The organism is Streptomyces viridosporus T7A (genome assembly GCF_008704515.1).
In the GTDB taxonomy this organism is placed as follows: domain Bacteria; phylum Actinomycetota; class Actinomycetes; order Streptomycetales; family Streptomycetaceae; genus Streptomyces; species Streptomyces viridosporus.
This window is the reverse complement of the sequence record NZ_CP023700.1, coordinates 5,860,467-5,884,070: the sequence shown is the minus strand read 5'-3', so window position 1 is coordinate 5,884,070 and position 23,604 is coordinate 5,860,467. Positions and strand designations below refer to the sequence as shown.

The 23,604-nt window shown below is 73.2% G+C and carries 17 protein-coding genes; 5 read left to right on the top strand and 12 right to left on the bottom strand.

Annotated features, from left to right (window positions below):
• The first annotated feature begins 28 nt into the window (after positions 1–28).
• Entirely contained in the window at positions 29–2,884 is a 2,856-nt protein-coding gene (locus tag CP969_RS27280) for a glycoside hydrolase family 3 C-terminal domain-containing protein (RefSeq protein WP_016824459.1), read from the top strand.
• A 97-nt stretch (positions 2,885–2,981) separates the two neighbouring features.
• Here the strand turns inward: CP969_RS27280 and CP969_RS27275 are convergent, their stop codons facing one another.
• The 3 genes from CP969_RS27275 to CP969_RS27265 form a co-directional block, all read right to left on the bottom strand.
• Positions 2,982–4,427, bottom strand: a complete 1,446-nt coding sequence (locus CP969_RS27275; RefSeq protein ID WP_016824460.1) for an aldehyde dehydrogenase family protein — start codon at positions 4,425–4,427, stop codon at positions 2,982–2,984.
• 156 nt (positions 4,428–4,583) lie between these two features.
• Positions 4,584–6,197: a PucR family transcriptional regulator gene (locus CP969_RS27270; RefSeq protein ID WP_004982823.1), complete on the bottom strand. Its 1,614-nt coding sequence runs from the start codon at positions 6,195–6,197 to the stop codon at positions 4,584–4,586.
• 346 nt (positions 6,198–6,543) lie between these two features.
• Positions 6,544–8,682 (bottom strand): hypothetical protein, encoded by a 2,139-nt coding sequence (locus tag CP969_RS27265; protein WP_026084842.1) that lies wholly within the window; start codon positions 8,680–8,682, stop codon positions 6,544–6,546.
• A gap of 264 nt (positions 8,683–8,946) precedes the next feature.
• Here CP969_RS27265 and gabT point away from each other — a divergent pair, with 264 nt between their 5' ends.
• Positions 8,947–10,281 carry a 4-aminobutyrate--2-oxoglutarate transaminase gene (gene gabT, locus CP969_RS27260; RefSeq protein ID WP_016824462.1) on the top strand — a complete coding sequence of 445 codons (1,335 nt, stop codon included), beginning with the start codon at positions 8,947–8,949 and terminating at the stop codon, positions 10,279–10,281.
• Positions 10,282–10,672: 391 nt separating this feature from the next.
• Here the strand turns inward: gabT and CP969_RS27250 are convergent, their stop codons facing one another.
• Positions 10,673–10,921, bottom strand: a complete 249-nt coding sequence (locus CP969_RS27250) for a hypothetical protein (RefSeq protein WP_026084843.1) — start codon at positions 10,919–10,921, stop codon at positions 10,673–10,675.
• 44 nt (positions 10,922–10,965) lie between these two features.
• On the opposite strand from CP969_RS27250, the gene CP969_RS27245 reads away from it, so the two are divergent.
• A complete protein-coding gene (locus CP969_RS27245) occupies positions 10,966–11,604 on the top strand; it encodes a phosphatase PAP2 family protein (RefSeq protein WP_016824464.1) in 639 nt (212 codons plus the stop codon).
• Here the strand turns inward: CP969_RS27245 and CP969_RS27240 are convergent.
• From CP969_RS27240 to CP969_RS27210, 7 genes are all read right to left on the bottom strand, one after another.
• Entirely contained in the window at positions 11,543–13,354 is a 1,812-nt protein-coding gene (locus CP969_RS27240; protein ID WP_016824465.1) for a chitinase, read from the bottom strand. The genes CP969_RS27245 and CP969_RS27240 overlap by 62 nt on opposite strands.
• A gap of 85 nt (positions 13,355–13,439) precedes the next feature.
• Positions 13,440–14,858 (bottom strand): NAD(P)/FAD-dependent oxidoreductase, encoded by a 1,419-nt coding sequence (locus tag CP969_RS27235; RefSeq protein ID WP_026084844.1) that lies wholly within the window; start codon positions 14,856–14,858, stop codon positions 13,440–13,442.
• Positions 14,859–14,925: 67 nt separating this feature from the next.
• Positions 14,926–15,726 carry an ABC transporter permease gene (locus CP969_RS27230; RefSeq protein WP_016824467.1) on the bottom strand — a complete coding sequence of 267 codons (801 nt, stop codon included), beginning with the start codon at positions 15,724–15,726 and terminating at the stop codon, positions 14,926–14,928.
• Positions 15,727–16,650: an ABC transporter permease gene (locus CP969_RS27225; protein WP_016824468.1), complete on the bottom strand. Its 924-nt coding sequence runs from the start codon at positions 16,648–16,650 to the stop codon at positions 15,727–15,729. It abuts the gene before it with no gap.
• Positions 16,647–17,843 carry an ABC transporter ATP-binding protein gene (locus CP969_RS27220; RefSeq protein WP_016824469.1) on the bottom strand — a complete coding sequence of 399 codons (1,197 nt, stop codon included), beginning with the start codon at positions 17,841–17,843 and terminating at the stop codon, positions 16,647–16,649. Before CP969_RS27220 ends, CP969_RS27225 begins: the two co-directional genes overlap by 4 nt.
• A gap of 4 nt (positions 17,844–17,847) precedes the next feature.
• The gene (locus CP969_RS27215) at positions 17,848–19,095 is read right to left on the bottom strand and encodes an ABC transporter substrate-binding protein (RefSeq protein ID WP_016824470.1); all 1,248 of its coding nucleotides are present in this window, start codon (positions 19,093–19,095) and stop codon (positions 17,848–17,850) included.
• Between the two features lie 50 nt (positions 19,096–19,145).
• Positions 19,146–20,696, bottom strand: a complete 1,551-nt coding sequence (locus CP969_RS27210) for a gamma-aminobutyraldehyde dehydrogenase (RefSeq protein ID WP_016824471.1) — start codon at positions 20,694–20,696, stop codon at positions 19,146–19,148.
• Between the two features lie 245 nt (positions 20,697–20,941).
• On the opposite strand from CP969_RS27210, the gene CP969_RS27205 reads away from it, so the two are divergent.
• Positions 20,942–21,544 (top strand): NADAR family protein, encoded by a 603-nt coding sequence (locus CP969_RS27205; protein ID WP_039831463.1) that lies wholly within the window; start codon positions 20,942–20,944, stop codon positions 21,542–21,544.
• A gap of 3 nt (positions 21,545–21,547) precedes the next feature.
• Here the strand turns inward: CP969_RS27205 and CP969_RS34300 are convergent, their stop codons facing one another.
• Positions 21,548–22,417, bottom strand: a complete 870-nt coding sequence (locus CP969_RS34300; protein ID WP_016824473.1) for a DUF4190 domain-containing protein — start codon at positions 22,415–22,417, stop codon at positions 21,548–21,550.
• A gap of 118 nt (positions 22,418–22,535) precedes the next feature.
• Between CP969_RS34300 and CP969_RS27195 the strand changes: the two genes are divergently transcribed.
• Entirely contained in the window at positions 22,536–23,603 is a 1,068-nt protein-coding gene (locus tag CP969_RS27195; RefSeq protein ID WP_016824474.1) for an adenosine deaminase, read from the top strand.
• Position 23,604 lies beyond the last annotated feature (1 nt).

Here is a 23,604-nt window from a genome sequence, read left to right as displayed (position 1 = left end):
CGTCGCTCCACTCCGAGGGGAACCCCACGTGACCGCACCCACGCCGACCACGCCGCCCTTCCGCGATCCGCACCTGCCGTTCGCGAAGCGCATCGACGACCTTCTGTCGCGGCTCACCCTCGACGAGAGGATCGGTTTCCTGCACCAGTTCGCCCCCGCCGTCGAGCGCCTGGGCATCGCCGCCTTCCGCACCGGTCAGGAGGCCCTGCACGGCGTCGCCTGGATGGGCCCGGCGACGGTGTTCCCGCAGGCGGTCGGGCTGGGCGCGACCTGGAACCCGGAGCTGGTGCGCCGGGTGGGCGAGGCGGTGTCGAAGGAGGCCCGCGCGATGCGCGCCCGGGACGGGCGGGTCGGCCTCAACGTCTGGGCGCCGACGGTCAACCTGCTGCGCCACCCCCTGTGGGGCCGCAACGAGGAGGGGTACGCGGAGGACCCGGAGCTCACCTCCGCGATCGCCACCGCCTACACCCGCGGCCTGCGCGGCGACCACCCGGTGTACTGGCGCACGGCCCCCGTCCTCAAGCACTGGCTCGCGCACAACAACGAGACCGACCGCGACACCTCCTCCAGTTCGGTCCGCCCGCGCGTGCTGCACGAGTACGACCTGCGCGCCTTCCGCGGCACCGTCGAGGCGGGCGCGGTGGCCGGGGTGATGCCGGCGTACAACCTGGTCAACGGCCGCCCCAACCACGTCTCGCCGTACCTGCGCGAGCAGTTGCGCGCCTGGACCGACCGGGACCTGCTGGTCTGCTCGGACGCGGGCGCGCCGTCCAACCTGGTCGACTCCGAGCACTACTTCGACACGCACGAGGAGGCCACCGCGGCGGCCCTGCGCGCCGGTGTCGACAGCTTCACCGACCACGGCACGGACGGTTCGAGGACCGTCGCGCGCGTCAAGGGGGCTCTGGAGCGGGGCCTGTTGACGGAGGCCGACGTCGACACGGCCGTCCGCCGCCAGCTCTCGGTGCGTTTCCGGCTCGGGGAGTTCGACCGGGGCGCCGACGGCCCCGCCGGCCCGCTCGCCGACGCGCACGCCTTCGACACCCCGGAGCACCGGGCGCTCGCCCAGGAGGCCGCCGAGCAGGCGGTCGTCCTGCTCAAGAACGACGGCCTGTTGCCGCTCGCCCCCGGCACCCGGATCGCGGTCGTCGGGCTGCTCGCCGACGAGTGCAAGCTCGACTGGTACAGCGGCACCCTCCTCCACCGCTCCACTCCGCTGGAGGGGATCCACGAGCGGTTCGGCGCCGAGCACGTGGAGTTCGCCGAGGGCGTGGACCGCGTCCTGCTGAAGACGGCCGCCGGTGCGTTCCTGCGCGTCCCGCCCGCCCCCGAGGCCCTCGGGGCGGCGCGCGGCGCCGAGGGCGCCCTCGACCCCGCGCTGCTCGCCGGCCGCACCGATCTGCCCCCGCTCACCGCCGGCCCGGACGGCACCGAACTCGCCCTGGCCGACTGGGGCCAGGGCGTGCTCACGCTGCGCGCCCCCGACGGCCGCTACCTCTCCGTCGCCGAGGACGGGTACGTCCGCGCCTCCGCCGACCAGCCGGGCGGCTGGGTCGTCCAGGAGACGTTCCGCCTGGAACCGCACGGGGACGGTCACCTCCTCAGGCACGTGGGGACAGGACGTCACGTGCAGGTCGCCGCCGACGGCGTGAAGGTTGCCGAGGAGGACCCCGAGGTCTTCGAGCTGGTCGTCACCGAGCGCGGCGAGGACGCGGTGGCGCGGGCCGCGGCCCGCGCCGACGCGGTCGTCGTGGTCGCGGGCAACGACCCGCACGTCAACGGGCGCGAGACCGAGGACCGCACGACGCTGCGGCTGCCCGCCCAGCAGGAGCTGCTGCTGCGCGCCGCCCGCGCCGCGAACCCGGGCACGGTGCTGGCGCTGGTCTCCGCCTACCCGTACGCGGTCGACCCGGCGGACCTGCCGGCGGTGCTGTGGACGGCGCACGGCGGGCAGGCAGCGGGCACCGCCCTGGCCCGGGTGCTCGCCGGGGACGTCTCCCCCGCCGGCCGGCTGCCGCAGACCTGGTACGCCGACGACGCCGACCTGCCGGACCTCCTCGACTACGACGTGATCGGCGGCCGCCAGACCTACCTCTACTTCGAGGGAACGCCGCTGTTCCCCTTCGGGCACGGCCTGTCGTACGCGTCCTTCTCCTACGACGCGTTGGCGGCCCGGGCCGACGCGGCGGCGGTGCACGTCTCCTTCGCGGTCACCAACACCGGGTCCGTCACCGCCGACGAGGTGGCCCAGCTCTACGCACGGGCCGTGGAGCCGTCGGTCCCGCGCCCGCGGCGCGAGCTGGTGGCCCACCGGCGGGTGACGCTCGCGCCCGGGGAGACGGCCGAGCTGTCCTTCGAGGTCCCGCTGTCCGCCTTCGCGTTCTGGGACGTCGCCGTGGGCCGGTGGCGCGTCGAGCCGGGCCCGTACGAGCTGCTGGCCGGCGCCTCCGCCGAGGACGTGCGGCTCCGTGCGGCCGTCGTGCTCGACGGCGAGCCCGCCACCCCGCGCCCCGTTCTCGAACGCGGCCTGGAGGCGGCCGACTTCGACGAGCAGAGCGGCACAGAGATCGTCGACCGGAGCAGGGCGTCCGGCGACGCGGTGACCCCCGTGGACGGCGAGGACGGGGAACTGCTCTTCCGCCGCTGCGACTTCGGCGGCGGCGTGGCGGAGGTGTCGGTGGAGGTGTCCGGCGAGGGCACGGTCGAGCTGTCCCTCGACGGCGGTCCGGTGCTCGCCGCGCTGTCGACGGGGGCGCCCACCCCGGGCCGGTACGCCTACGTCACGCTCACCGCGCCCGTCACCGCCGCCGTGGACGGCGTGCACGACGTGCGCCTCGGACTGCGCGGCCCGCTGCGGCTCGCGCGGGCCGGCTTCTCCGGTTGAGGGTCCGGACGCGGCCGGCACGAAGAAGGGGCCCGGCACCGATGCCTTCGGTGCCGGGCCCCTTCGGGGGTCCGCGGGAGACGGCTCCCGGTCGCCGCTAGAGGGCGAGGCCGGTCAGGACCAGCACCCGCTCGTAGGTGTAGTCCTCCATCGCGAACCGCACGCCCTCACGGCCCACGCCGGACTGCTTGGCACCGCCGTACGGCATCTGGTCGGCGCGGTAGGAGGGCACGTCGCCGACGACCACACCGCCGACCTCCAGGGCGCGGTGGGCCCGGAAGGCGGTCTGCAGGTCGTGGGTGAACACACCCGCCTGGAGGCCGTACTTGGAGTCGTTGACGGCGTCGAAGGCCGCGGCCTCGCCGTCCACCTTCTGCACGGTCAGGACCGGGCCGAAGACCTCCTCGCAGGCGATCGTCACGTCGGCCGGCACGTCGGTGAGCACGGTCGGCGCGTAGGAGGCGCCGTCGCGCTTGCCGCCGGTGAGGAGGGTGGCGCCGGCCTCGACGGCCTCCTGCACCCAGGCCTCGACGCGCCGCGCGGCGTCCTCGCTGACCAGCGGGCCGACGTCGGTGGCCTCGTCGTTCGGGTCGCCGGTGACCTGGGCCTCGACGGCGGCGACGATGCGCGGCAGCAGCCGGTCGTACACGGCGGCGTCGGCGATCACGCGCTGCACCGAGATGCAGGACTGGCCGCCCTGGTAGTTGGAGAAGGTCGCGATGCGGTTCGCGGCCCGGTCCAGGTCCTCGTCGCTCGCCCAGTCGGCGAGGACGACGGCCGCGCCGTTGCCGCCGAGCTCCAGGGTGCAGTGCTTGCGCGGCACCGAGTCCATGATCGCGTAGCCGACCTGCTCGGACCCGGTGAAGGAGATCACCGGCAGCCGCTCGTCCTGGACCAGGGCGGGCATGCGGTCGTTCGGGACCGGCAGGATGCTCCAGGAACCGGCGGGCAGCTCGGTCTCGGCGAGCAGCTCGCCGAGGATCAGCGCGGACAGCGGGGTCGCCGGGGCCGGCTTGAGGATGATCGGCGCGCCGGCGGCGATGGCCGGGGCGACCTTGTGGGCGCACAGGTTCAGCGGGAAGTTGAACGGCGCGATGCCCAGCACGACGCCCTTGGGGAAGCGGCGGGTGAGGGCGAGCCGGCCCTGGCCGCCGGCGTCGGTGTCGAGCCGCTGGGCCTCGCCGCCGTTGAACCGGCGGGCCTCCTCGGCCGCGAAGCGGAACACGGAGACGGCCCGGCCGACCTCGCCGCGCGCCCACTTGATCGGCTTGCCGTTCTCGGCGGAGATCAGCCGGGCGATCTCCTCGGTGCGCTCCACGAGCCTGCGGACGACGTGGTCCAGGGCGGCGGCGCGGACGTGGGCGGGGGTGGCGGCGAACTCGTCCCGCACGGCGTACGCGGCGGCCACGGCCTCCTCGACCTGGGCGTCCGAGGGGACGCTCACCGTGCCGACGACCCGGCCGTCCCACGGGGAGGTGACGTCGAAGCCGGCCTCGCCGGTGGCCTGGCGGCCGGCGATCCAGAAGGCGTGGGTGGCCCCCACATTCTGTTCTTGGGGCATGTCGAGTCCCGGCCCTTCCGCTTGGGGGTGAGTACATGGATTGCTGAAATTCACGGTAGGGGCGGGACGACGGACGGTCGTTTGTCCGAGTCGTAGCAGTCGGGCGGGCCGGCACGCCGCTTTGGCGGGGCGGCCGGGTCACTCCGCGGACGTCGCCTTCAGCGCCAGCCACAGCTCCATGCGGACGTCCGGGTCGTCCAGCGAGCGGCCGAGGATCTCCTCGACCCGGCGCATGCGGTAGCGCAGGGTGTGCCGGTGCACGCCGAGGTCGGCCGCCGCCGCGTCCCACTGCCCGTGCCGGGAGAGCCAGGCGCGCAGGGAGGCGACCAGGTCGCCGCGCCCGGTCGCGTCGTGTTCGTGCAGCGCCCGCAGCAGCCCGTCCGCGAACGCCCGGACCGCGTCGTCGGCGAGCAGCGGCAGCACGGACCCGGCGGCCATCTGCTCGTGCTCCACCAGCACCCGCCCGCGCCGCCGCGCCACCGACAGGGCCTGTTCGGCCTGCTTGTAGGCGGCGGACGCGGCGATCGGGCCGGCCGGCGCGGACAGCCCCACGACCAGCTCCTCCTCGTCGGCGCCCGCCCGGGGCGCGTGGGCGCCCGCGCCGGTGCGGACCGCCTCCCGGGCGGCGGCGTGGTCGCAGCAGGCCGCCGCGGCGGTGCCCCCGTCGGCGGCCAGCACCACCAGCCGCTCGCCCTCCGGCACCACCAGGACCGCCTCGCCGGAGCGGGCGGCGGCGGACTCCGCGACCTCGGCCAGGGCGCCGAGGGCGTCCCCGTTCACCTCTCCCCGGTCCCGGGCGGCGGGGGTCGTCCCGGTCTCGGCGACGATGATCCGGAACGGCGCGTCCAGGAGGTTGCCGTACAGGTCCCCGGCCACCGCGCGGGCGTGGTCCGGCTCCCCGGCGAGCAGCATCCGCAGGACGGCGGCGCCGATGCGCTGCTCGGCGGCGTGCAGGGAGCGGGAGCGTTCCGTGGTCAGGGTGAGCAGGGCGACGGCGGAGTGCACGGCGTACCGCTCGGCGGTGCCCAGGGCCGCGGCCGTGCCCACGGCGAGCGCGGACCGGGGGCGCCGGCCGGTGCCCAGGGAGTGCAGTTCGACCCGGTCCTCGTTCTCCGGCCCGGCCACGACGCAGGAGGCGGGCGCGGGCCGCTCCCGCAGCCGCTGCACCTCCGCGGTGAGCCGCGCGGCGCGCCGGCCCGCCCACTCCGGTGCGGTCGCGACGACGGTGCCCGAGGCGTCGTAGAGCGCGGCCCAGCCGTCGACCTGGGAGGCGAGCGCGGCCAGCAGTCCCTCCGGTCCGTCGGTCAGCGCCTGCTTGGTCAGCTCCCGCTGGGCGGCGAAGCCCGCGGTCACCGCGCGGTACTGGTCGGCGGCGATGGCGGCGGACACGGCCTTGCTGATCGCGAGGAAGGGGGTGCGGCGCGGCACCTCCAGCAGCGGCAGCCCTTCCTCGCGGGCCGCGTCGACGAGGGCGTCGGGGATGTCCTCGTAGTGGACGCCGACGGCGAACCCGAGCCCGACGACCCCCGCCGCCACCAGCCGCTTCACATAGCGGCGCATCGCCGCCGGATCCTCCGCGTCCAGCTTGAGCGCGGTGATCAGCAGCAGTTCCCCGCCCTCCATGTAGGGCACGGGGTCGGCGAGCTCGCTGGCGTGCGCCCAGCGGACCGGCGCGTCGAGGCGGTCCTCGCCCGCGCGCACGGTCAGCTTGAGCGCGGAGTGGTGGACGAGCGAGGCGAGCGTCAGGGGCATGGGGCCTTCAGGTCGGTGGACATCGGGGCATGCGGAGGTTCGGTGATCATCGTGATCTTTTGGCCGCTGCGTATGAACGACCTGTGTCAATTCTGCCTCATCGTACGGTCGCCGCATCGCCGTGCGCAGGCGACGCCGGGGCGCGGACGCGGCCGACGATCCGGGCGTCGAGAACGTCGGGACCACCGCCCGGCCCGTGCGTTCGAAGCCCGGCCCGACCGAGGAGGAGAGGCGGCACGTGGCGGGCACCGCCTGCCGCGGCACCTCGGACGCGGCCTCCCGCCGCACTCCACGCTGGACCGCCCCGCGGGCCGCCGTCGGCGGGTGCGGCGGCGCGCGGCGGGCCCTAGCCCCGCAGGTCCACCAGCAGCGGCGGCGCGTGCTCGCCCCTGACGTTCGTCAGCGACAGCACCGCGTGCCCCGCCGGCACCGCGTGCGCCAGCTCGGAGGCGGACCACCGCTCCCGCTCCACCTGCCGCACGGTGACCGCCCGCGCGGTCGGCGCCTTGCCGGTGATCGCCCGCCGCAGCGCGTGCACGGCCTTGCCCGCCGGGCTCTCGGCGATGATCTGCCGGTCGGTGACGTCCCGGGCCTCGGTCCACTCCTTGCCCCACACCTCGGCGAAGTCCTGCCCGTCCCACGGGGTGAGCCCGGACAGCGCCATCCGGCAGCCGGTGGCCCCGAGCAGCGGCCCGCGCAGCGGCCTCGGCACGTCGTCCAGGGTGCGCAGCGTCAGGACCGCGCCCGCGTTGGCCGACCGCAGCCGCTGGATGCCGCGGACCGCCTCGGGGGTGACCACGCCGGTGGCGTCGTCCAGGATCAGGCAGGCGAACAGCGACCGGTCCTCACGCGCCGTCACGCTCGCCGTGAACTGCGCGAGCACCAGCCGGGCCAGCAGCCGCGAGGCGTCCGCGTGCCCGCGCTCGGGCAGGTCGACGCGCACCCGCACCGGGTGGTCGAGCGCCTTGGGCGAGAACGGCCGGGGCTGCCCGGGGGTGGCGAGGGCCGCGCTCTTGAAGAACGTGGCGAAGGCCGGCCGGTCCAGCAGCGCCACCCGGTCGGCGAGGATCCCGCCGATGTCGCCGGGGTGGGCCATCTGCCGCTCCCGGGCGTCGAGTTCGCGCAGCAGCGACTCCTGCCCCGCCTCCGTCAGGCCCTGGCGCAGCGCGGCCAGCGGCCCCGGCGCCCCGTCGAGCAGCTGCCGCAGCTCGGGGACGGAGGGGAAGCGTCCGTGGACCGCGCGGAAGGGGCCGAGGAGCTGGGCGAGGACGGTGGTCGAGCGGCGGCTGTCACTGCCCGGGTGCGGATCCGCCAGGTCCCCCACCAGCGCCTCGGCGAGCACGGCCGCGGCCTCGTCGGGGTCGGTGGTGCCGCCGTAGAGGTCGAGGTCGTGGACGGAGTCGGGATGGCCGATCCGCACGACGACGTCGTAGGCGTCGGCCGGGCCGAGTCCCGCGCCCGCCGCGCCGACGACGATCACGGCGGCCTTCCCGGCGAGCGCGTGCAGGCACAGCGACTCGGCGAGCGGCCGGACCACGCCGCCGGTCTTGCCGGAGCCGGCCGGACCGACGGCGAGCAGGGAGGTGCCGAGCAGGTCCGGGCCGAGCGCCAGGCCGGTGCCGCGGTAGGCGTAGGGGTTGCGGGGATCGTCGGCGGTGGTGCCGAGCCGCACCTGCTCGGTGAGCAGGTCGTGCCGGGCCTGCCGGGCGGACAGGTCGCGTGCGCCGGAGGGGTGGGCGCAGGCGGCGGCGCCGTCCCGGAGCACGGCGCCGGTGAAGGCGGCGAGGCTGTGGCGGCCGTTGCGCACGCCCTGCCAGGCACGGGCGATGCGGGCGTGGTCGACGTCCCGCATGAGCCCGGCGCGCGCGTCGGCGGCGAGCCGCTCGGCGGCGTCGACGGCCCCGGCGGCCCGCAGCGCGGGCCAGGTGGCGGGGTCGGCCTCGGGGGTGGGCGGACGCTGCTCCCGCTGAGGGGTGCGGCGCCAGGCGGGCGGGCCCCAGCGGTGCCAGATCTCGCCCCAGCGGCCGAGCCGGCCGACGCCGACCATGATGACCCCCGCGACCAGCGCGTAATAGGCGTAGACGACGACCACGGCGCCGAAGCTGTGGGGCTCGGCCCAGGAGTCGGGGACCATCGCGTAGAGCGGCAGCAGCCACCAGCCGCCGAGGTAGCCGTTCCACAGCAGCGACCAGACGAGCCACCCGACGAGGAACGCGATCAGCGCCCCGCTCAGCAGCTGCCGGGCCGGGATCCGCTCCGGCTCCTGCTCCGGCCGCGGCCGGTGCCCGAACCGCCACACGCCGGGCAGCGCCTGGGGGCGCGGGGTGCGCAGCCAGGTCAGGAACGCCGACCCGTCCGGCGGCGGTGGCATGCCCGGCGCCCGTGCGGGCCGCGGAGGCACCGCGGGTGCGTCCGGAGGTCCCGCCGGGCGGGGCACGGAATTCGCATGCGTGCCCCGCGTGTCCCGGGTCCCGTCGCTGTCCATCGCCCTTGCCCCCTGACCAGCCGCTCCGTCCACCATCAGCGAGTCAATCTAACGCCCCGGCAGGGCGAGTTCACCGTTTACGCGGCCGGGTCCGGCCACGGCGCAATTCCCGCCCCCGTGTCGAAGCCGCACCGCCGCTATGTCCACCGCGGACAACCCGGCCCCCCGGACAACGCCCACATGGAGCATGCCCAGCCCCCTCCCACCGTCTTAGCCTGCGAGAAAAGACCGGAAAAGCGTCCGTTACACCTCCAGGAGCCCCGCATGACCGCACTTCCCCAGGAGCGCCGCGTCGTCACCGCCATCCCCGGCCCGAAGTCGCAGGAGCTGCAGGCCCGCCGCACCGCCGCGGTCGCGCAGGGCGTGGGCTCCGTGCTGCCCGTGTTCACCGCGCGCGCGAGCGGCGGGATCATCGAGGACGTCGACGGCAACCGGCTGATCGACTTCGGCTCGGGCATCGCCGTGACCTCCGTCGGCGCCTCCGCCGAGGCCGTCGTCCGCCGCGCCTCCGCCCAGCTCGCCGACTTCACGCACACCTGCTTCATGGTCACGCCGTACGAGGGGTACGTGGCCGTCGCCGAGGCGCTCGCCGAGCTGACGCCGGGCGACCACGCCAAGAAGTCGGCGCTGTTCAACAGCGGCGCCGAGGCCGTCGAGAACGCCGTCAAGATCGCGCGCGCCTACACCAAGCGGCAGGCGGTCGTCGTGTTCGACCACGGCTACCACGGCCGCACCAACCTCACCATGGCGCTGACCTCGAAGAACATGCCGTACAAGCACGGCTTCGGCCCGTTCGCGCCCGAGGTCTACCGGGTGCCGGTGGCCTACGGCTACCGCTGGCCGACCGGTCCGGAGAACGCCGGTCCGGAGGCCGCCGCCCAGGCCATCGACCAGATCTCCAAGCAGGTCGGGGCCGACAACGTGGCCGCGATCATCATCGAGCCGGTGCTCGGCGAGGGCGGCTTCATCGAGCCGGCCAAGGGCTTCCTGCCCGCGATCAGCCAGTTCGCCCGGGACAACGGCATCGTCTTCGTCGCCGACGAGATCCAGTCCGGCTTCTGCCGCACCGGCCAGTGGTTCGCCTGCGAGGACGAGGACATCGTCCCGGACCTGATCACCACCGCCAAGGGCATCGCGGGCGGTCTGCCGCTGGCCGCGGTGACCGGCCGCGCGGAGATCATGGACGCCGCGCACTCGGGCGGCCTGGGCGGCACCTACGGCGGCAACCCGGTGGCCTGCGCGGGTGCGCTCGGCGCGATCGAGACGATGAAGGAGCTCGACCTCAACGCCCGGGCGAAGCGGATCGAGGAGGTCATGAAGGGCCGCCTCACCGCGATGCAGGAGAAGTTCGAGGTCATCGGCGACGTCCGCGGCCGGGGCGCGATGATCGCCATCGAGCTGGTCAAGGACCGCGCCACCAAGGAGCCCGCCCCGCAGGCGGCCGCGGCGCTGGCCAAGGCCTGCCACCAGGAGGGTCTGCTGGTCCTGACCTGTGGCACCTACGGCAACGTGCTGCGCTTCCTGCCGCCGCTGGTCATCGGCGAGGACCTGCTGAACGAGGGCCTGGACATCATCGAGCAGGCGTTCGCCCGCATCTGAGCCGGTATCGGAGCAGGTGAGCCGCCCCGGTCCGGCGGACCGGGGCGGAACCGCAGAGCCTGTGAAGAACGTGTGCGGGGTGGATGACGGCAGCCCGTTGCCCCTGTCGCGGGTCCGCCCCCTGCCGTAGGTTCTACCGGGATGAGAGATACACCCGCTCACAGGGAACTGTGAGCGGCACGGGCCGAGGCCTCCCCAGCTTCGACCTGGTCGTGCCCTCGCGCACACAACCGGGGCCCGAGGGCCCCGGGTCTCCTCACGATCGGACGGTCGCCCGCCCCAAACCCCCCGGGGCGCGCGACGTTCCGGTCCGGACGGCCGCCCAGGCATGTCGGCACGCCGTTCCCCGAAGGGCCGGCGCGCACCCCCCCTTGCGCCGGCCCTTCGGCGTTCACGGGCGGGACTCCTCCCCGGTGACACGGGCCGGCGGGGCGCGGGCCTCCCGGACGCGGGGACGGGCGGGACGCAGGCGGTGCCCGCAGTCGGTGAGCGCGCGCCGCACCGCGGCCTCGCCGCGGCGCCCCGGACCGTGCGGGGCCTCGGCCGGGGCCTCCTCGTACTCTCCCGTCTCGTACAGCTCTTCGAGCCGGGCGAAGAGCTGTCGTCTCGCGCTGTCCCGTGCCGTTCGTCCGCGCTTCACGGGCGGTGAGGTCACGAGGTCGCCGACCTGCGAAGCTGGGCGGCATGCTGCTGCTCGGACCGCCCCTGCTCCTCTTCGCGCTGATCACCTGGCAGGTCGTCGCCGACGGCCCCCTGGTGGACGTCGACGAGCGGCTGAGCGGGGCCCTCGTCCGTCCGGACCGGGCCTCCGAACTGCTCGCCGACCTCGGCAACGTCCAGGTGGCCGTGCCGGTCCTGGCGGTCGCGCTGGCGTACGTCGCGTGGCACGGACGCGCGAGAGGCCGTGCACGCTGGTGGCTGCCGCCGCTCGCCGGGGCCGCGGCGATGGTGCTGGTGCCGGCGCTGGTCGCGCCCCTGAAGGAGTGGACCGACCGGCCCGGCACCCCGGCCGTGCCCCCGGCGGTCGGCTACTACCCCTCCGGCCACACCGCCACCGCCGTCGTGGCGTACGGCGCGGCGACGCTGCTGCTCCTTCCGCTGCTGCGGTCGCCGGCCGTACGCCGTGCACTGGTCGTCCTCTGCGGCGCCCTGGTGCTGGGCGCCTCCTTCGGGCTGGTGCGCCGGGGCTACCACTGGCCGTTGGACGTGGCGGCCAGTTGGTGCCTCGGCGCGGTGCTGCTGATCTGCCTGCGGCTGCTGGTCAGCCGAAGTAGCCGTCGAAGGTCCGCTGGAACTCCCAGCCTCCGAACCGGTCCCAGTTGATCGACCAGGTCATCAGCCCGCGCAGTCCGGGCCAGGTGCCGTGGGTCGCGTAGGAGCCGCAGTTCGTCCGCTTCGTCAGGCAGTCGAGGGCCTTGGTGACCTCGGCCGGGGACACGTGCCCGTTGCCGGCGTTGGGCGTGGCCGGCATGCCGATGGCGACCTGGTCGGCGCGCAGCGGCGGGAAGACGTTGTTCGCGTCTCCCGCGACCGGGAAGCCGGTGAGCAGCATGTCCGTCATCGCGATGTGGAAGTCCGCGCCGCCCATCGAGTGGTACTGGTTGTCCAGGCCCATGATCGGGCCGGAGTTGTAGTCCTGGACGTGCAGCAGGGTCAGGTCGTCCCGCAGGGCGTGGATGACCGGGAGGTACGCGCCCGCCCTCGGGTCCTGGCCGCCCCACTTGCCGGTGCCGTAGTACTGGTAGCCGAGCTGGACGAAGAAGGTCTCCGGGGCCATGGTCAGCACGAAGCCGTCGCCGTACTTGGCCTTGAGGGTCTTCAGCGCGGAGATCAGGTTGACGATCACCGGGGTCTTCGGGTTCCTGAAGTCCGTGTCGTCGGCGTTCAGGGAGAGCGAGTGGCCCTCGAAGTCGATGTCCAGCCCGTCGAGTCCGTACTCGTCGATGATCTTCGAGACGGAGGTGACGAACATGTCGCGGGCGGCGGTGGTGGTGAGCTGCACCTGGCCGTTCTGACCGCCGATGGAGATCAGCACCTTCTTCCCGGCCGCCTGCTTGGCCTTGATGGCCGCCTTGAACTCGGCGTCGCTCTCCACGCCCGGGCACTCCGAGGCGGGGCAGCGGTCGAAGCGGATGTCGCCGGAGGTGACGGTGGTCGGCTCGCCGAAGGCCAGGTCGATGACGTCCCAGCTGTCGGGGACGTCGGCGAGGCGCGTGTAGCCGGAGCCGTTGGCGAAGCTGGCGTGGAGGTAGCCGACCAGGGCGTGGGGCGGGAGACCGGAGTCGCCGCCGGAGTCGGGTGCCGTGGTCGTCGCGGTGACGGTGGCCGAACGGGCGGACTCCCCCGCGTCGTTCACGGCCGCGACCTGGAAGGCGTACGCCGTCGAGGGCGACAGTCCGGTGACGGTGGCCGACGTGCCGTTCACGGTCCGGACCTTGGTGCCGTCGCGGTAGACCGCGTAGCCGGTGGCGCCCGCGACCGGTGACCAGGACAGGGCCACGCTCGTCGAGGTGACGGTGCCGGTCTTGAGGCCGGTGGGCGGGGCGGGCGGCTGCCCCGTCTCGCCGCCGGGCCCGACGAGGGAGATGTCGTCGGCGTGGTAGGCGCCGGTGCCGTACCAGCCGTGGGTGTAGACGGTGACGCGGGTGGTGGAGGGGCCGGTGCGGAAGGTGGTGGTGAGCCGCTGCCAGTCGGGGGCGGACTGGGCCCAGGTGGAGACGTCGGTGGTGCCGGTGCCGCTCGCGCCCAGGTAGACGTAGCTGCCGCGGACGTGGCCGGAGAGCGTGTACTGGGAGTCCGGCTTCACGGTGACGGTCTGCGAGCAACGGGCGTTGTCCGCACCGGCCGGTGTCGCCCTGAGCGCCGAACTACCGCTGTGGACAGGGGCGTTCACGGTCGTACCGGCCGTGCAGCTCCAGCCGTCGAGGCCGGCTTCGAAGCCTCCGTTCCTGACGAGGTCCGCGTCGGCCGCGCGGGCGGCCGACGCGAGCGCGGTCGTCCCGGTCGCGGCGAGGGCGGTGGCGGTGAGCAACGCGACGAGGGGTCGGCGCGCGAGAGGTCTGGAGCGGTCCACAAGAGCCTCCGGGCAGGGGGGAAGGGGAGGGTGGAGCGCGCTCAATTTGGTCCAGACCAATTCGGTTGTCAAGCCCCCGCGCAGCTCAACTGTCGAAGCCGAGGCCCAGCTTGTCCATCGTCCGCAGCCACAGGTTGCGCCGCCCGCCCCGGGCGTCCGCCCTGGCCAGCGACCACTTGGTGAGGGCGATGCCGGTCCAGGCGAACGGCTCCGGCGGGAACGGCAGCGGCTTGGTGCGCACCATCTCCAGTTCCGTGCGCTCGGTCCGCTCCCCCGCCAGCAGGTCCAGCATGACCTCGGCGCCGAAGCGGGTGGCGCCCACGCCGAGCCCCGTGTAGCCCGCCGCGTACGCCACCTTCCCCGCGTGCGCCGTGCCGAAGAACGCCGAGAAGCGGGAGCAGGTGTCGATCGCGCCGCCCCAGGCGTGGGTGAACCGGACGCCCTCCAGTTGCGGGAAGCAGGTGAAGAAGTGCCCGGCGAGCCTGGCGTAGGTCTCCGGCCGGTCGTCGTGCTCGGCGCGCACCCGGCCGCCGTACGGGTAGATCGCGTCGTAGCCGCCCCACAGGATGCGGTGGTCGGCGGAGAGCCGGAAGTAGTGGAACTGGTTGGCGCTGTCGCCGAGGCCCTGGCGGTTCCTCCAGCCGATCGACGCCAGCTGCCCGTCGGTGAGCGGCTCGGTCATCAGGGCGTAGTCGTAGACCGGGACGGTGTAGGGGCGGACCCGTCTGACCAGGCTGGGGAAGACGTTGGTGCCGAGGGCCACCCGGCGGGCGCGGACGTGCCCGTAGGGGGTGCGGACGGCCATGCCGGCGCCGTACCGCTTCAGGGTGAGGGCGGGGGTGTGCTCGTGGACGCGCACGCCGAGGTCGAGGCAGGCCCGCTTCAGGCCCCAGGCGAGCTTGGCCGGGTGGAGCATCGCCACGCCCCGCCGGTCCCACAGGCCCGCCCGGAAGGTCGGGGAGTCCACCTGCTCCCGTACCGCGTCGGCGTCCAGGAACTCGATGCCGTCGGCGAGGCCGGCGCGCTCGATCTCCCGGTGCCAGTCGCGCAGTTCCCGGACCTGGTGGGGCTCGGTGGCGACGTCGATCTCACCGGTGCGTTCGAAGTCGCAGTCGATGGAGTGGCGGGCGAGCGTCTCCTCGATGGCGTCGAGGTTGCGGGCGCCCAGCTCCTGGAGCCGGTGGATCTCCCCCGGCCAGCGGGCGAGTCCGTTGGGCAGGCCGTGGGTGAGGGAGGCGGCGCAGAACCCGCCGTTGCGGCCCGAGGCGGCCCAGCCCACCTCGCGGCCCTCCACCAGCACCACGTCCCGCCCGGGGTCGCGTTCCTTCGCGATCAGCGCGGTCCACAGCCCGCTGTAGCCGCCGCCGACGACCAGCAGGTCGCAGGTCTCGGCGCCGGTGAGGGCGGGCTCGGGGTCGGGCCTGCCGGGGTCGTCCAGCCAGTAGGACACCGGCCGGGCTTCGGAGAGGGATCGCGTCCAACGGCTCATGGCGCTCGGGGCCATGATTTCAACTCCCTACAGGGGACTGCGGTTTGTTTTTCCCGGTGCGCGGCTTCCGGACCTTCCGCCGCTAGGCCTTCTGCCGCCTGCGCCGGTTCCCGATCGCCATCGAGACCAGCACCAGCAGGACGGCGACGACGAACATGGCCGTGCCGATGACGTTGATCTGCACGGGCGTTCCGCGCTGGGCGGAGCCCCAGACGAACATCGGGAAGGTGACGGTCGAGCCGGCGTTGAAGTTGGTGATGATGAAGTCGTCGAAGGAGAGCGCGAAGGCGAGCAGCGCGCCCGCCGCGATGCCGGGGGCCGCGATCGGCAGCGTGACCCGGACGAACGTCTGGAACGGGCCGGCGTACAGGTCCTGCGCGGCCTGCTCCAGCCGGGGGTCCATGGACATCACGCGTGCCTTGACGGCGACCACGACGAAGCTGAGGCAGAACATGATGTGGGCGATCAGGATCGTCCAGAAGCCCAGCTGGGCGCCCATGTTGAGGAACAGGGTGAGCAGCGAGGCCGCCATGACCACCTCGGGCATCGCCATCGGCAGGAAGATCAGCGAGTTCACGGCGCCGCGGGCGCGGAAGCGGTAGCGGACCAGCGCGAAGGCGATCATCGTGCCGAGCAGGGTGGCGCCGAGCATCGCCCACAGTGCGATCTGGAGGCTGAGCGAGAGCGATTCGCACAGTCCGGAGACACCGCAGGGATCCTTCCAGGCCGCCGTGGAGAACTCCTGCCACTCGTAGTTGAAGCGCCCCTTCGGGTTGTTGAAGGAGAACACGGTGACGACGACGTTCGGCAGGACGAGGTACGCGAGGGTGCACAGTCCCGCGATGACGACGAGATGGCGCTTGAGCCAGTTGACGAAGGTCATTTAAACCAGATCCTCCGTGCCGGACTTGCGGATGTAGAACGTGACCATGAAGAGGATCGCGGCCATCAGGATGAACGAGAGCGCCGCGGCCGTCGGGTAGTCGAGGATCCGCAGGAACTGCGTCTGGATCACGTTGCCGACCATGCGGGTGTCGGTGGAGCCGAGCAGGTCCGCGTTGATGTAGTCGCCGGTGGCGGGGATGAAGGTCAGCAGCGTGCCGGAGACCACGCCGGGCATCGACAGCGGGAAGGTGACCCTGCGGAAGGTGGTCGACGGTCTGGCGTACAGGTCGTTCGCCGCCTCGTGCAGGCGCGGGTCGATGCGCTCCAGGGAGGTGTAGAGCGGCAGGATCATGAACGGCAGGAAGTTGTACGTCAGACCGCAGACGACCGCGAGCGGGGTGGCGAGCACCCGGTCGCCGGCGGTCCAGCCGAGCAGGTTGGTGACGTCCAGGACGTGCAGGGCGTCCAGGGCGCCGACCACCGGGCCGCCGTCGGCGAGGATCGTCTTCCAGGCGAGGGTGCGGATCAGGAAGCTGGTGAAGAACGGCGCGATCACCAGGATCATGATCAGGTTCCGCCAGCGTCCGGCGCGGAAGGCGATCAGATAGGCGAGCGGATAGCCGAGCAGCAGGCACAGCACGGTCGCGGAGGCCGCGTAGAGCACCGAGCGGACGAACTGCGGCCAGTACTCGGACAGCGCGTCCCAGTAGGTGGCGAAGTGCCAGGTGACCCGGTAGCCCTCCTCCAGGGAGCCCGTCTGCACGGACGTGGAGGCCTGGTAGATCACCGGCAGCGCGAAGAACACCACCAGCCACAGCAGACCGGGCAGCAGGAGCAGGTACGGCGTCCAGCGGCCCCGTCTGCGCGGGGGTTTCCCCTCCGGGGCGGGCGCCAGGGGTGGCGCCTCGGTGACCGTGGTCATCGGGTGACCTCTTCCTCGACCGTCTCGACGCCCGCGGAGCCCACCGTCCCGGCGAGCAGGGACTGGGCGGCGTCCAGGCCGAAGGTGTGCGCCGGGTTCCAGTGCAGGACGACCTCGGTACCGGGCACCAGCCGGGTGTCGCGGTCGATGTTCTGGACGTAGACCTCGAAGTCGGAGCAGGCCGGGCTGTCGACGACGAACTGCGTGGAGACGCCGATGAAGCTGGAGTCGACGATCCGGCCGGTGATCCGGTTGCGGCCCTCGGGTATCTCGCCGGCGTCGTCGGCGTGGGTGAGGGAGATCTTCTCCGGGCGCACGCCGACCAGTACCTTCCCGCCGGTCGCGGCGGGCGCGCTGGTGCGGGCCCCGGGCAGGACGAGCTTGCCGCCGCCCGCCCTCAGCACGATCTCGTCGCCGGACTTCGAGTCGACCTCGGCCTCGATGAGGTTGGAGGTGCCGAGGAAGTTGGCGACGAAGGTGGTCCGCGGGTTCTCGTACAGGTCGGTGGGCGAGCCGAGCTGCTCGACCCGGCCCGCGTTCATCACGGCGACCGTGTCGGCCATGGTCATGGCCTCCTCCTGGTCGTGCGTGACGTGCACGAAGGTGATGCCGACCTCGGTCTGGATGCGCTTGAGCTCCAACTGCATCTGGCGGCGCAGCTTCAGGTCCAGGGCACCCAGCGGCTCGTCCAGCAGCAGCACCTTGGGGTGGTTGATCAGCGCGCGGGCCACCGCGACGCGCTGCTGCTGGCCGCCGGAGAGCTGGTGCGGCTTCTTCCTCGCCTGCTCGCCGAGCTGGACCAGGTCCAGCATCTCCTCGACCTGCTTCTTCACGCTCTTGATGCCGCGCCGGCGCAGACCGAAGGCGACGTTCTCGAAGATGTCGAGGTGCGGGAAGAGGGCGTAGGACTGGAAGACCGTGTTCACCGGCCGCTTGTACGGCGGGAGCGCGGTGACGTCCTGGTCGCCGAGGCGGACGGTGCCGCTCGTGGGCTCCTCCAGGCCGGCGATCATCCGCAGGGTGGTGGTCTTGCCGCAGCCGGACGCGCCGAGCAGGGCGAAGAAGGAGCCCTCCGGCACGGTCAGGTCGAGGGGGTGCACGGCGGTGAAGGCGCCGTAGGTCTTGCTGATGCCGGTGAGGCGGACGTCCCCGCCGCCGTTGCCGGCCGTGGTGGTGTCTTTCGTCGTCTTCATCTCGTCACGCCCCAGTGAGCTTCGCGAACTTCTCTTCGAACACCGTCTCTTCCTCGGAACTCAGGGAGCGGAAGGCACGGGACTTGGCCTGCATGTCCTGGTCGGGGAGGATCAGCGGGTTGTTCGCCGCGTCCTCGTCGAGCTTCGCGAGCTCGTCCTTCACCCCGTCGACGGGACAGACGAAGTTGATGTAGGCGGCGAGCTCGGCGGCCGGCTGCGGCTCGAAGTAGTAGTCGATCAGCCGTTCGGCGTTCTCTTTGTGCCGGGCCTTGTTGGGGACCATCATGTTGTCGCTGGACGTCATGTAGCCGCTGTCGGGGATCAGGAACTCGATGTCCGGGTTGTCCGCCCTGAGCTGGACGATGTCACCGGCCCAGGCCAGACAGGCGGCGAGGTCGCCCTTGGTGAGGTCGGCGGTGTAGTCGTTGCCGGTGAAGCGGCGGATCTGCCCCTTGTCGACGGCCTTCTGCAGCCGGGCCGTCGCCGCGTCGTAGTCGTCGGCGGTGAACTTCGCCGGGTCCTTGTCCATGTCGAGCAGGGTCATGCCGATGGTGTCGCGCATCTCCGTGAGCAGGCCGACGCGCCCCTTGAGCTTCGGGTCGTCCAGCAGGTCGGAGAGGGTCTTCACCTCGATGCCGTCGAGCGCCTTCTTGTTGTAGGCGATGACCGTGGAGATGCCCTGCCAGGGGTAGGAGTAGGCGCGGCCGGGGTCCCAGTCGGGGTTGCGGAACTGGGCGGACAGGTTGGTGTAGGCGTGCGGGAGGTTGGCGGGGTCCAGCTTCTGCACCCAGCCGAGGCGGATCAGGCGGGCGGCCAGCCAGTCGGTGAGGACGATGATGTCGCGGCCGGTGTCCTGGCCGGCGGCGAGCTGCGGCTTGATCTTGCCGAAGAACTCGGTGTTGTCGTTGATGTCCTCGGTGTACGTGACCTTGATGCCGGTCCGCCGGGTGAACGCCTCCAGCGTGGGGTGCCTGCGGCCGCTGTCGTCGACGTCCATGTACTCGGTCCAGTTGGAGAAGGCGACGGTCTTCTCCTTCTCGGAGTGGTCCTCCGCCGAGACACCGCCCTGGGGGGTGCCGGCCGCGGGGATGCCGCAGCCGCTCAGCGCCCCGATTCCGCCGACCGCGAGCGCGCCGCCCGCGGAGGCGCGCAGCAGCGAACGGCGGGTCAGGGACGCCCGGCCGTTGCGGAGGCTGCGCCGCACGGCGGCCACCTGGGCCGGGGAGAGGCGGTCGGGCTCGTACTGCTCCATGCTCGTGGTGCCCTTTCGGGAGGAGGGCCGCGGGTCGGGCGGCCTGGCTGCTATCGGTCCCCGAAGACGGTGCGGTGCCAGTCCTTGCGGACCACCGCGGTGTTGTCGAACATGACGTGCTTGATCTGGGTGTACTCCTCGAACGAGTACGAGGACATGTCCTTGCCGAAGCCGGACGCCTGGTAACCGCCGTGCGGCATCTCGCTGATGATCGGGATGTGGTCGTTGATCCACACGCATCCCGCCTTGATCTCGCGCGTGGCGCGGCCCGCGCGGTACACGTCACGGCTCCACGCCGAGGCGGCGAGCCCGTACGGGGTGTCGTTGGCCAGCGCGATGCCCTCGTCGTCGGTGTCGAAGGGCAGGACCACCAGCACCGGCCCGAAGATCTCGCACTGCACGACCTCGCTGTCCTGCGGCGCTCCGGCGATGAGGGTGGGGCGGTAGTACGCGCCCTTCGCGAGGTCTCCCCCCGGGGCCTCACCGCCGGTCACCACGCGCGCGTAGGCGCGCGCCCGGTCGACGAAGCCGGCCACGCGGTCGCGCTGGACGTGCGAGACCAGCGGGCCCAGGTCGGTGCCGGGGGCGAAGGGGTCACCCAGCCGCACCGTCTCCATCAGGGCGGCCGTCCGCTCGACGAACGCCTCGTAGAGCGGGCGCTGCACGTACGCGCGCGTGGCGGCCGTGCAGTCCTGGCCGGTGTTGATCAGCGCGCCCGCCACCGCGCCGTTGACGGCGGCGTCGAGGTCGGCGTCGTCGAAGACGACGAAGGGAGCCTTGCCGCCGAGCTCCAGGTGGACGCGCTTGACGGTGGCGGTGGCGATCTCGGCGACGCGCTTGCCGACGGCGGTGGAGCCGGTGAAGGAGGTCATGGCCACGCCGGGATGGCCGACGAGGTGCTCCCCCGCCTCCGCGCCGGTGCCGGTGACGATGTTGATCACCCCGTCCGGGATGCCGGCGTCGGCGGCGGCCTGTGCGAAGAGGAGCGAGGTCAGCGGGGTGAGTTCGGCGGGCTTGAGGACGATGGTGTTGCCCGCGGCGATCGCCGGGAGGATCTTCCAGGCGGCCATCTGGAGGGGGTAGTTCCAGGGGGCGACGGACCCGACGACGCCGATCGGCTCGCGGCGGACGTAGGAGGTGTGGTCGCCGGAGTACTCACCGGCCGACTGCCCCTGGAGGTGGCGGGCGGCACCCGCGAAGAAGGTGATGTTGTCGATCGTGCCCGGCACGTCGAACTCGCGGCTCAGCTTCAGCGGCTTGCCGCACTGCAGGGACTCGGCCTGCGCGAAGTCCTCGGCGCGCCCGGCGACGACGGCGGCGAACCGGTGCAGGGCGTCGGAGCGCTCGCCCGGGGTGGCGCCCGCCCAGGCCGGGAACGCCTCACGGGCCGCGGCGACGGCCGCGTCCACGTCGTCGGCGCCGGCCAGTTCGTACGTGAGGACGCCCTCACCGGTGGCCGGGTCGACGACCGTGTGGGTGCGGCCCGAGGTCCCCTTCGTCACGCGTCCCGCGATGAACTGCGCCCCGTCGGCGAAGCGCTCCCGTGCGGGGAATCGTTCCGGGGTGGCGTTGTCCGGGGTGGCGTTGTCCGGGTTGTGCATGTCGCTCTCCTCCGTGTCCCCGAGGGGGGCGGCGTGGCTCCAGCTCGATGTGAGTGCCGATCCTGACAGAGGGACGGGACTCCAACAAGTGATTCCGTTGTTGCCATTTGGTTACGCGACGAATTCTGTCGACCGGGTGTCGAGCGACTGCGGAAAAGGCAGGACGAGGTGTCGGTGGTGCGTGCCAGACTCGCGTGCACGGAAGGGACCACGGGGTGGCGGTGAGCGGGGTGGCGGTGGGCGGGGTGGCGGTGGGCGGGGTGGCGGTGGGCGGGACGGCGGGGACGATCGGCTCCAGGGAGGCGCTGATCGCGGCGTTGCGGGCCGGGAAGAGGGTCAAGTACCTGCATTTCTGGGGACATCGGTCGCTGCCCGACGGCCGGATCGGGGCGAGCTGTATGAGTCAGTGGTGGCCGTCGCCGTTCACGGTGGAGGGCGTGGAGTACGCGACGGCCGAGCACTGGATGATGGCGGCCAAGGCCCGGCTCTTCGCGGACGCGGAGGCGGAGCGGCGGGTGCTCGCCGCGGACCATCCCGCGCAGGCGAAGAAGGCCGGGCGGCTGGTGCGGGGCTTCGACGAGGCGCTCTGGCGGCAGGAGCGGTTCCGCATCGTCGTCGAGGGCAGCGTCCACAAGTTCACGGCCCACGACGGCCTGCGGGCCTTCCTGCTGAACACGGGCGAGCGCGTCCTGGTCGAGGCGAGCCCGGTGGACCGGGTGTGGGGCATCGGCCTGGCGGCGGCCGACGAGGGGGCGGCGGACCCGGAGCGGTGGCGGGGACCGAACCTGCTGGGGTTCGCGCTGATGGAGGCGCGCGGACGGATCCGGGCGGGCGGGGGCGCCGGCTGAGCCCTAGAGCGAGGTGACGAGGACGAGCACGCCGAAGCCGATGCCCAAGACCGTGCCGATCGCTCCGCAGATGATCCCGGCCAGGGCCTGGCCGGGGTTCGTGGCCTCGCCGCGGGCGGCCTTGCCCCGGCCGATCGCACCGAAGATCACGCCCAGGACGCCGAGCAGGATGGCCACCGGCCACAGGCAGAACACGACGGCCGAGATGATCCCCAGCACCAGTCCGGCCACGCCCAGCCCGTTGCTCGGCACCGGCGCCATGCCGGTCCAGCCGTAGTAGGCCTGTCCCGGGACACCGCCGTACCCGGGCGGCTGCGCGGCCTGGTGGCCGTACCCGCCCGGATAGCCGTACGGGACCTGGCCGGGGCCGTCGGGGGCGAGGGGCGGCGGCGGGACCGGCTCGCTCGCGGCCGGGGGAGCGTAGGGACCGGGCGGAGAACCGTGGGCGGGGGGCGTGCCCATCGCGGGGAACGAGGTGACCGTCTGCTGGTCGTGCACGGAGGAGGCGGAGGGGGCGGACCAGGGCGGGAGGTCGCCGGCCACGACGGTCTCGCCCGGACCGCCGGGGCCACCGGGACCGGGTCCGCCCGCTCCCGGGCCGGAGGCCGGTGCGCCGTGGGCCGGAGGCGCCCAGGGGTCGGGGGTGCCCGTCGTCGCCGGCGCGTCCGGCTTGCCCAGGTCCACCAGCGAACCGTCCTGCGGCACCGCGTCCGCGGCCCCGCCGTCGACCGGCGCCGGCCACACGTCACGGGCCGGCCGGTCCGCCGGCGTACCGCCTCCCGCGGCCCCGGTGGGTCCCGTGTCCCCCCGCGCCCCCGGCGTCTGCGCGTCGTCGGACATGCGCTGGGCCTCCTTGGTCGAGCGTCCCGTCATGCTACGGCGCGCTCCCCCACCGCGTGCACCCGGCCTACGATGATCCCCGATCCACCGATCAGCCGATCACCCGCGTCCCGCCGCACACCGGCCCGGGGCGCCGTTCCGGGGAGGAACATTGACCGACCGCCTCGACGCAGCCACCACCGTGCAGGGCCGCGACCTGCACGCCTTCATCGCCGGACTGCCCAAGGCCGAACTGCACGTGCACCACGTCGGCTCCGCCTCCCCCCGCATCGTCGCGGAGCTGGCCGCCCGCCACCCCGACTCCCGGGTCCCCAGCGACCCCGAGGCCCTGGCCGACTACTTCGTCTTCACGGACTTCGCCCACTTCATCGAGGTGTACCTGTCCGTCGTCGACCTGATCCGCACCCCCGAGGACGTCCGCCTGCTGACCTACGAGGTGGCCCGCGAGCTGGCCCGGCAGCAGGTGCGGTACGCGGAGCTGACCGTCACCCCGTTCTCCTCCACCCGCCGCGGCATCGACGAGCGTGCCTTCATGGACGCGATCGAGGACGCCCGCAAGGCGGCCGAGACCGAGTTCGGGACCGTGCTGCGCTGGTGCTTCGACATCCCCGGCGAGGCCGGTCTCGAGTCCGCCGAGGAGACCACGCGGCTCGCCACCGACGACCGGCTGCGCCCCGAGGGCCTGGTCTCCTTCGGCCTCGGCGGACCCGAGATCGGCGTCCCCCGCCCGCAGTTCAAGCCGTACTTCGACCGGGCGATCGCCGCCGGGCTGCGCTCGGTCCCGCACGCCGGCGAGACCACCGGCCCGGAGACGGTGTGGGACGCGCTGAACGAGCTGCGGGCCGAGCGGATCGGGCACGGCACCAGCTCCGCCCGGGACCCCGAGCTGCTCCGGCACCTGGCCGAGCGGCGCATCGCCCTGGAGGTGTGCCCCACCTCCAACATCGCCACCCGTGCGGTCACCACCCTCGACGAGCACCCCCTGGAGGAGTTCGTGCGGGCCGGCGTCCTGGTCACGATCAACTCCGACGACCCGCCGATGTTCGGCACCGACCTCAACACCGAGTACGCGGTCGCCGCACGGCTGCTCGACCTCGACGAGCGGGGCCTGGCCGAGCTGGCGAAGAACGCGGTCGAGGCGTCCTTCATGGACCGGGCGGGCAAGGCCCGCCTGGCCGCCGAGATCGACGGCTACACCGCGTCCTGGCTCGCCCCCTGAC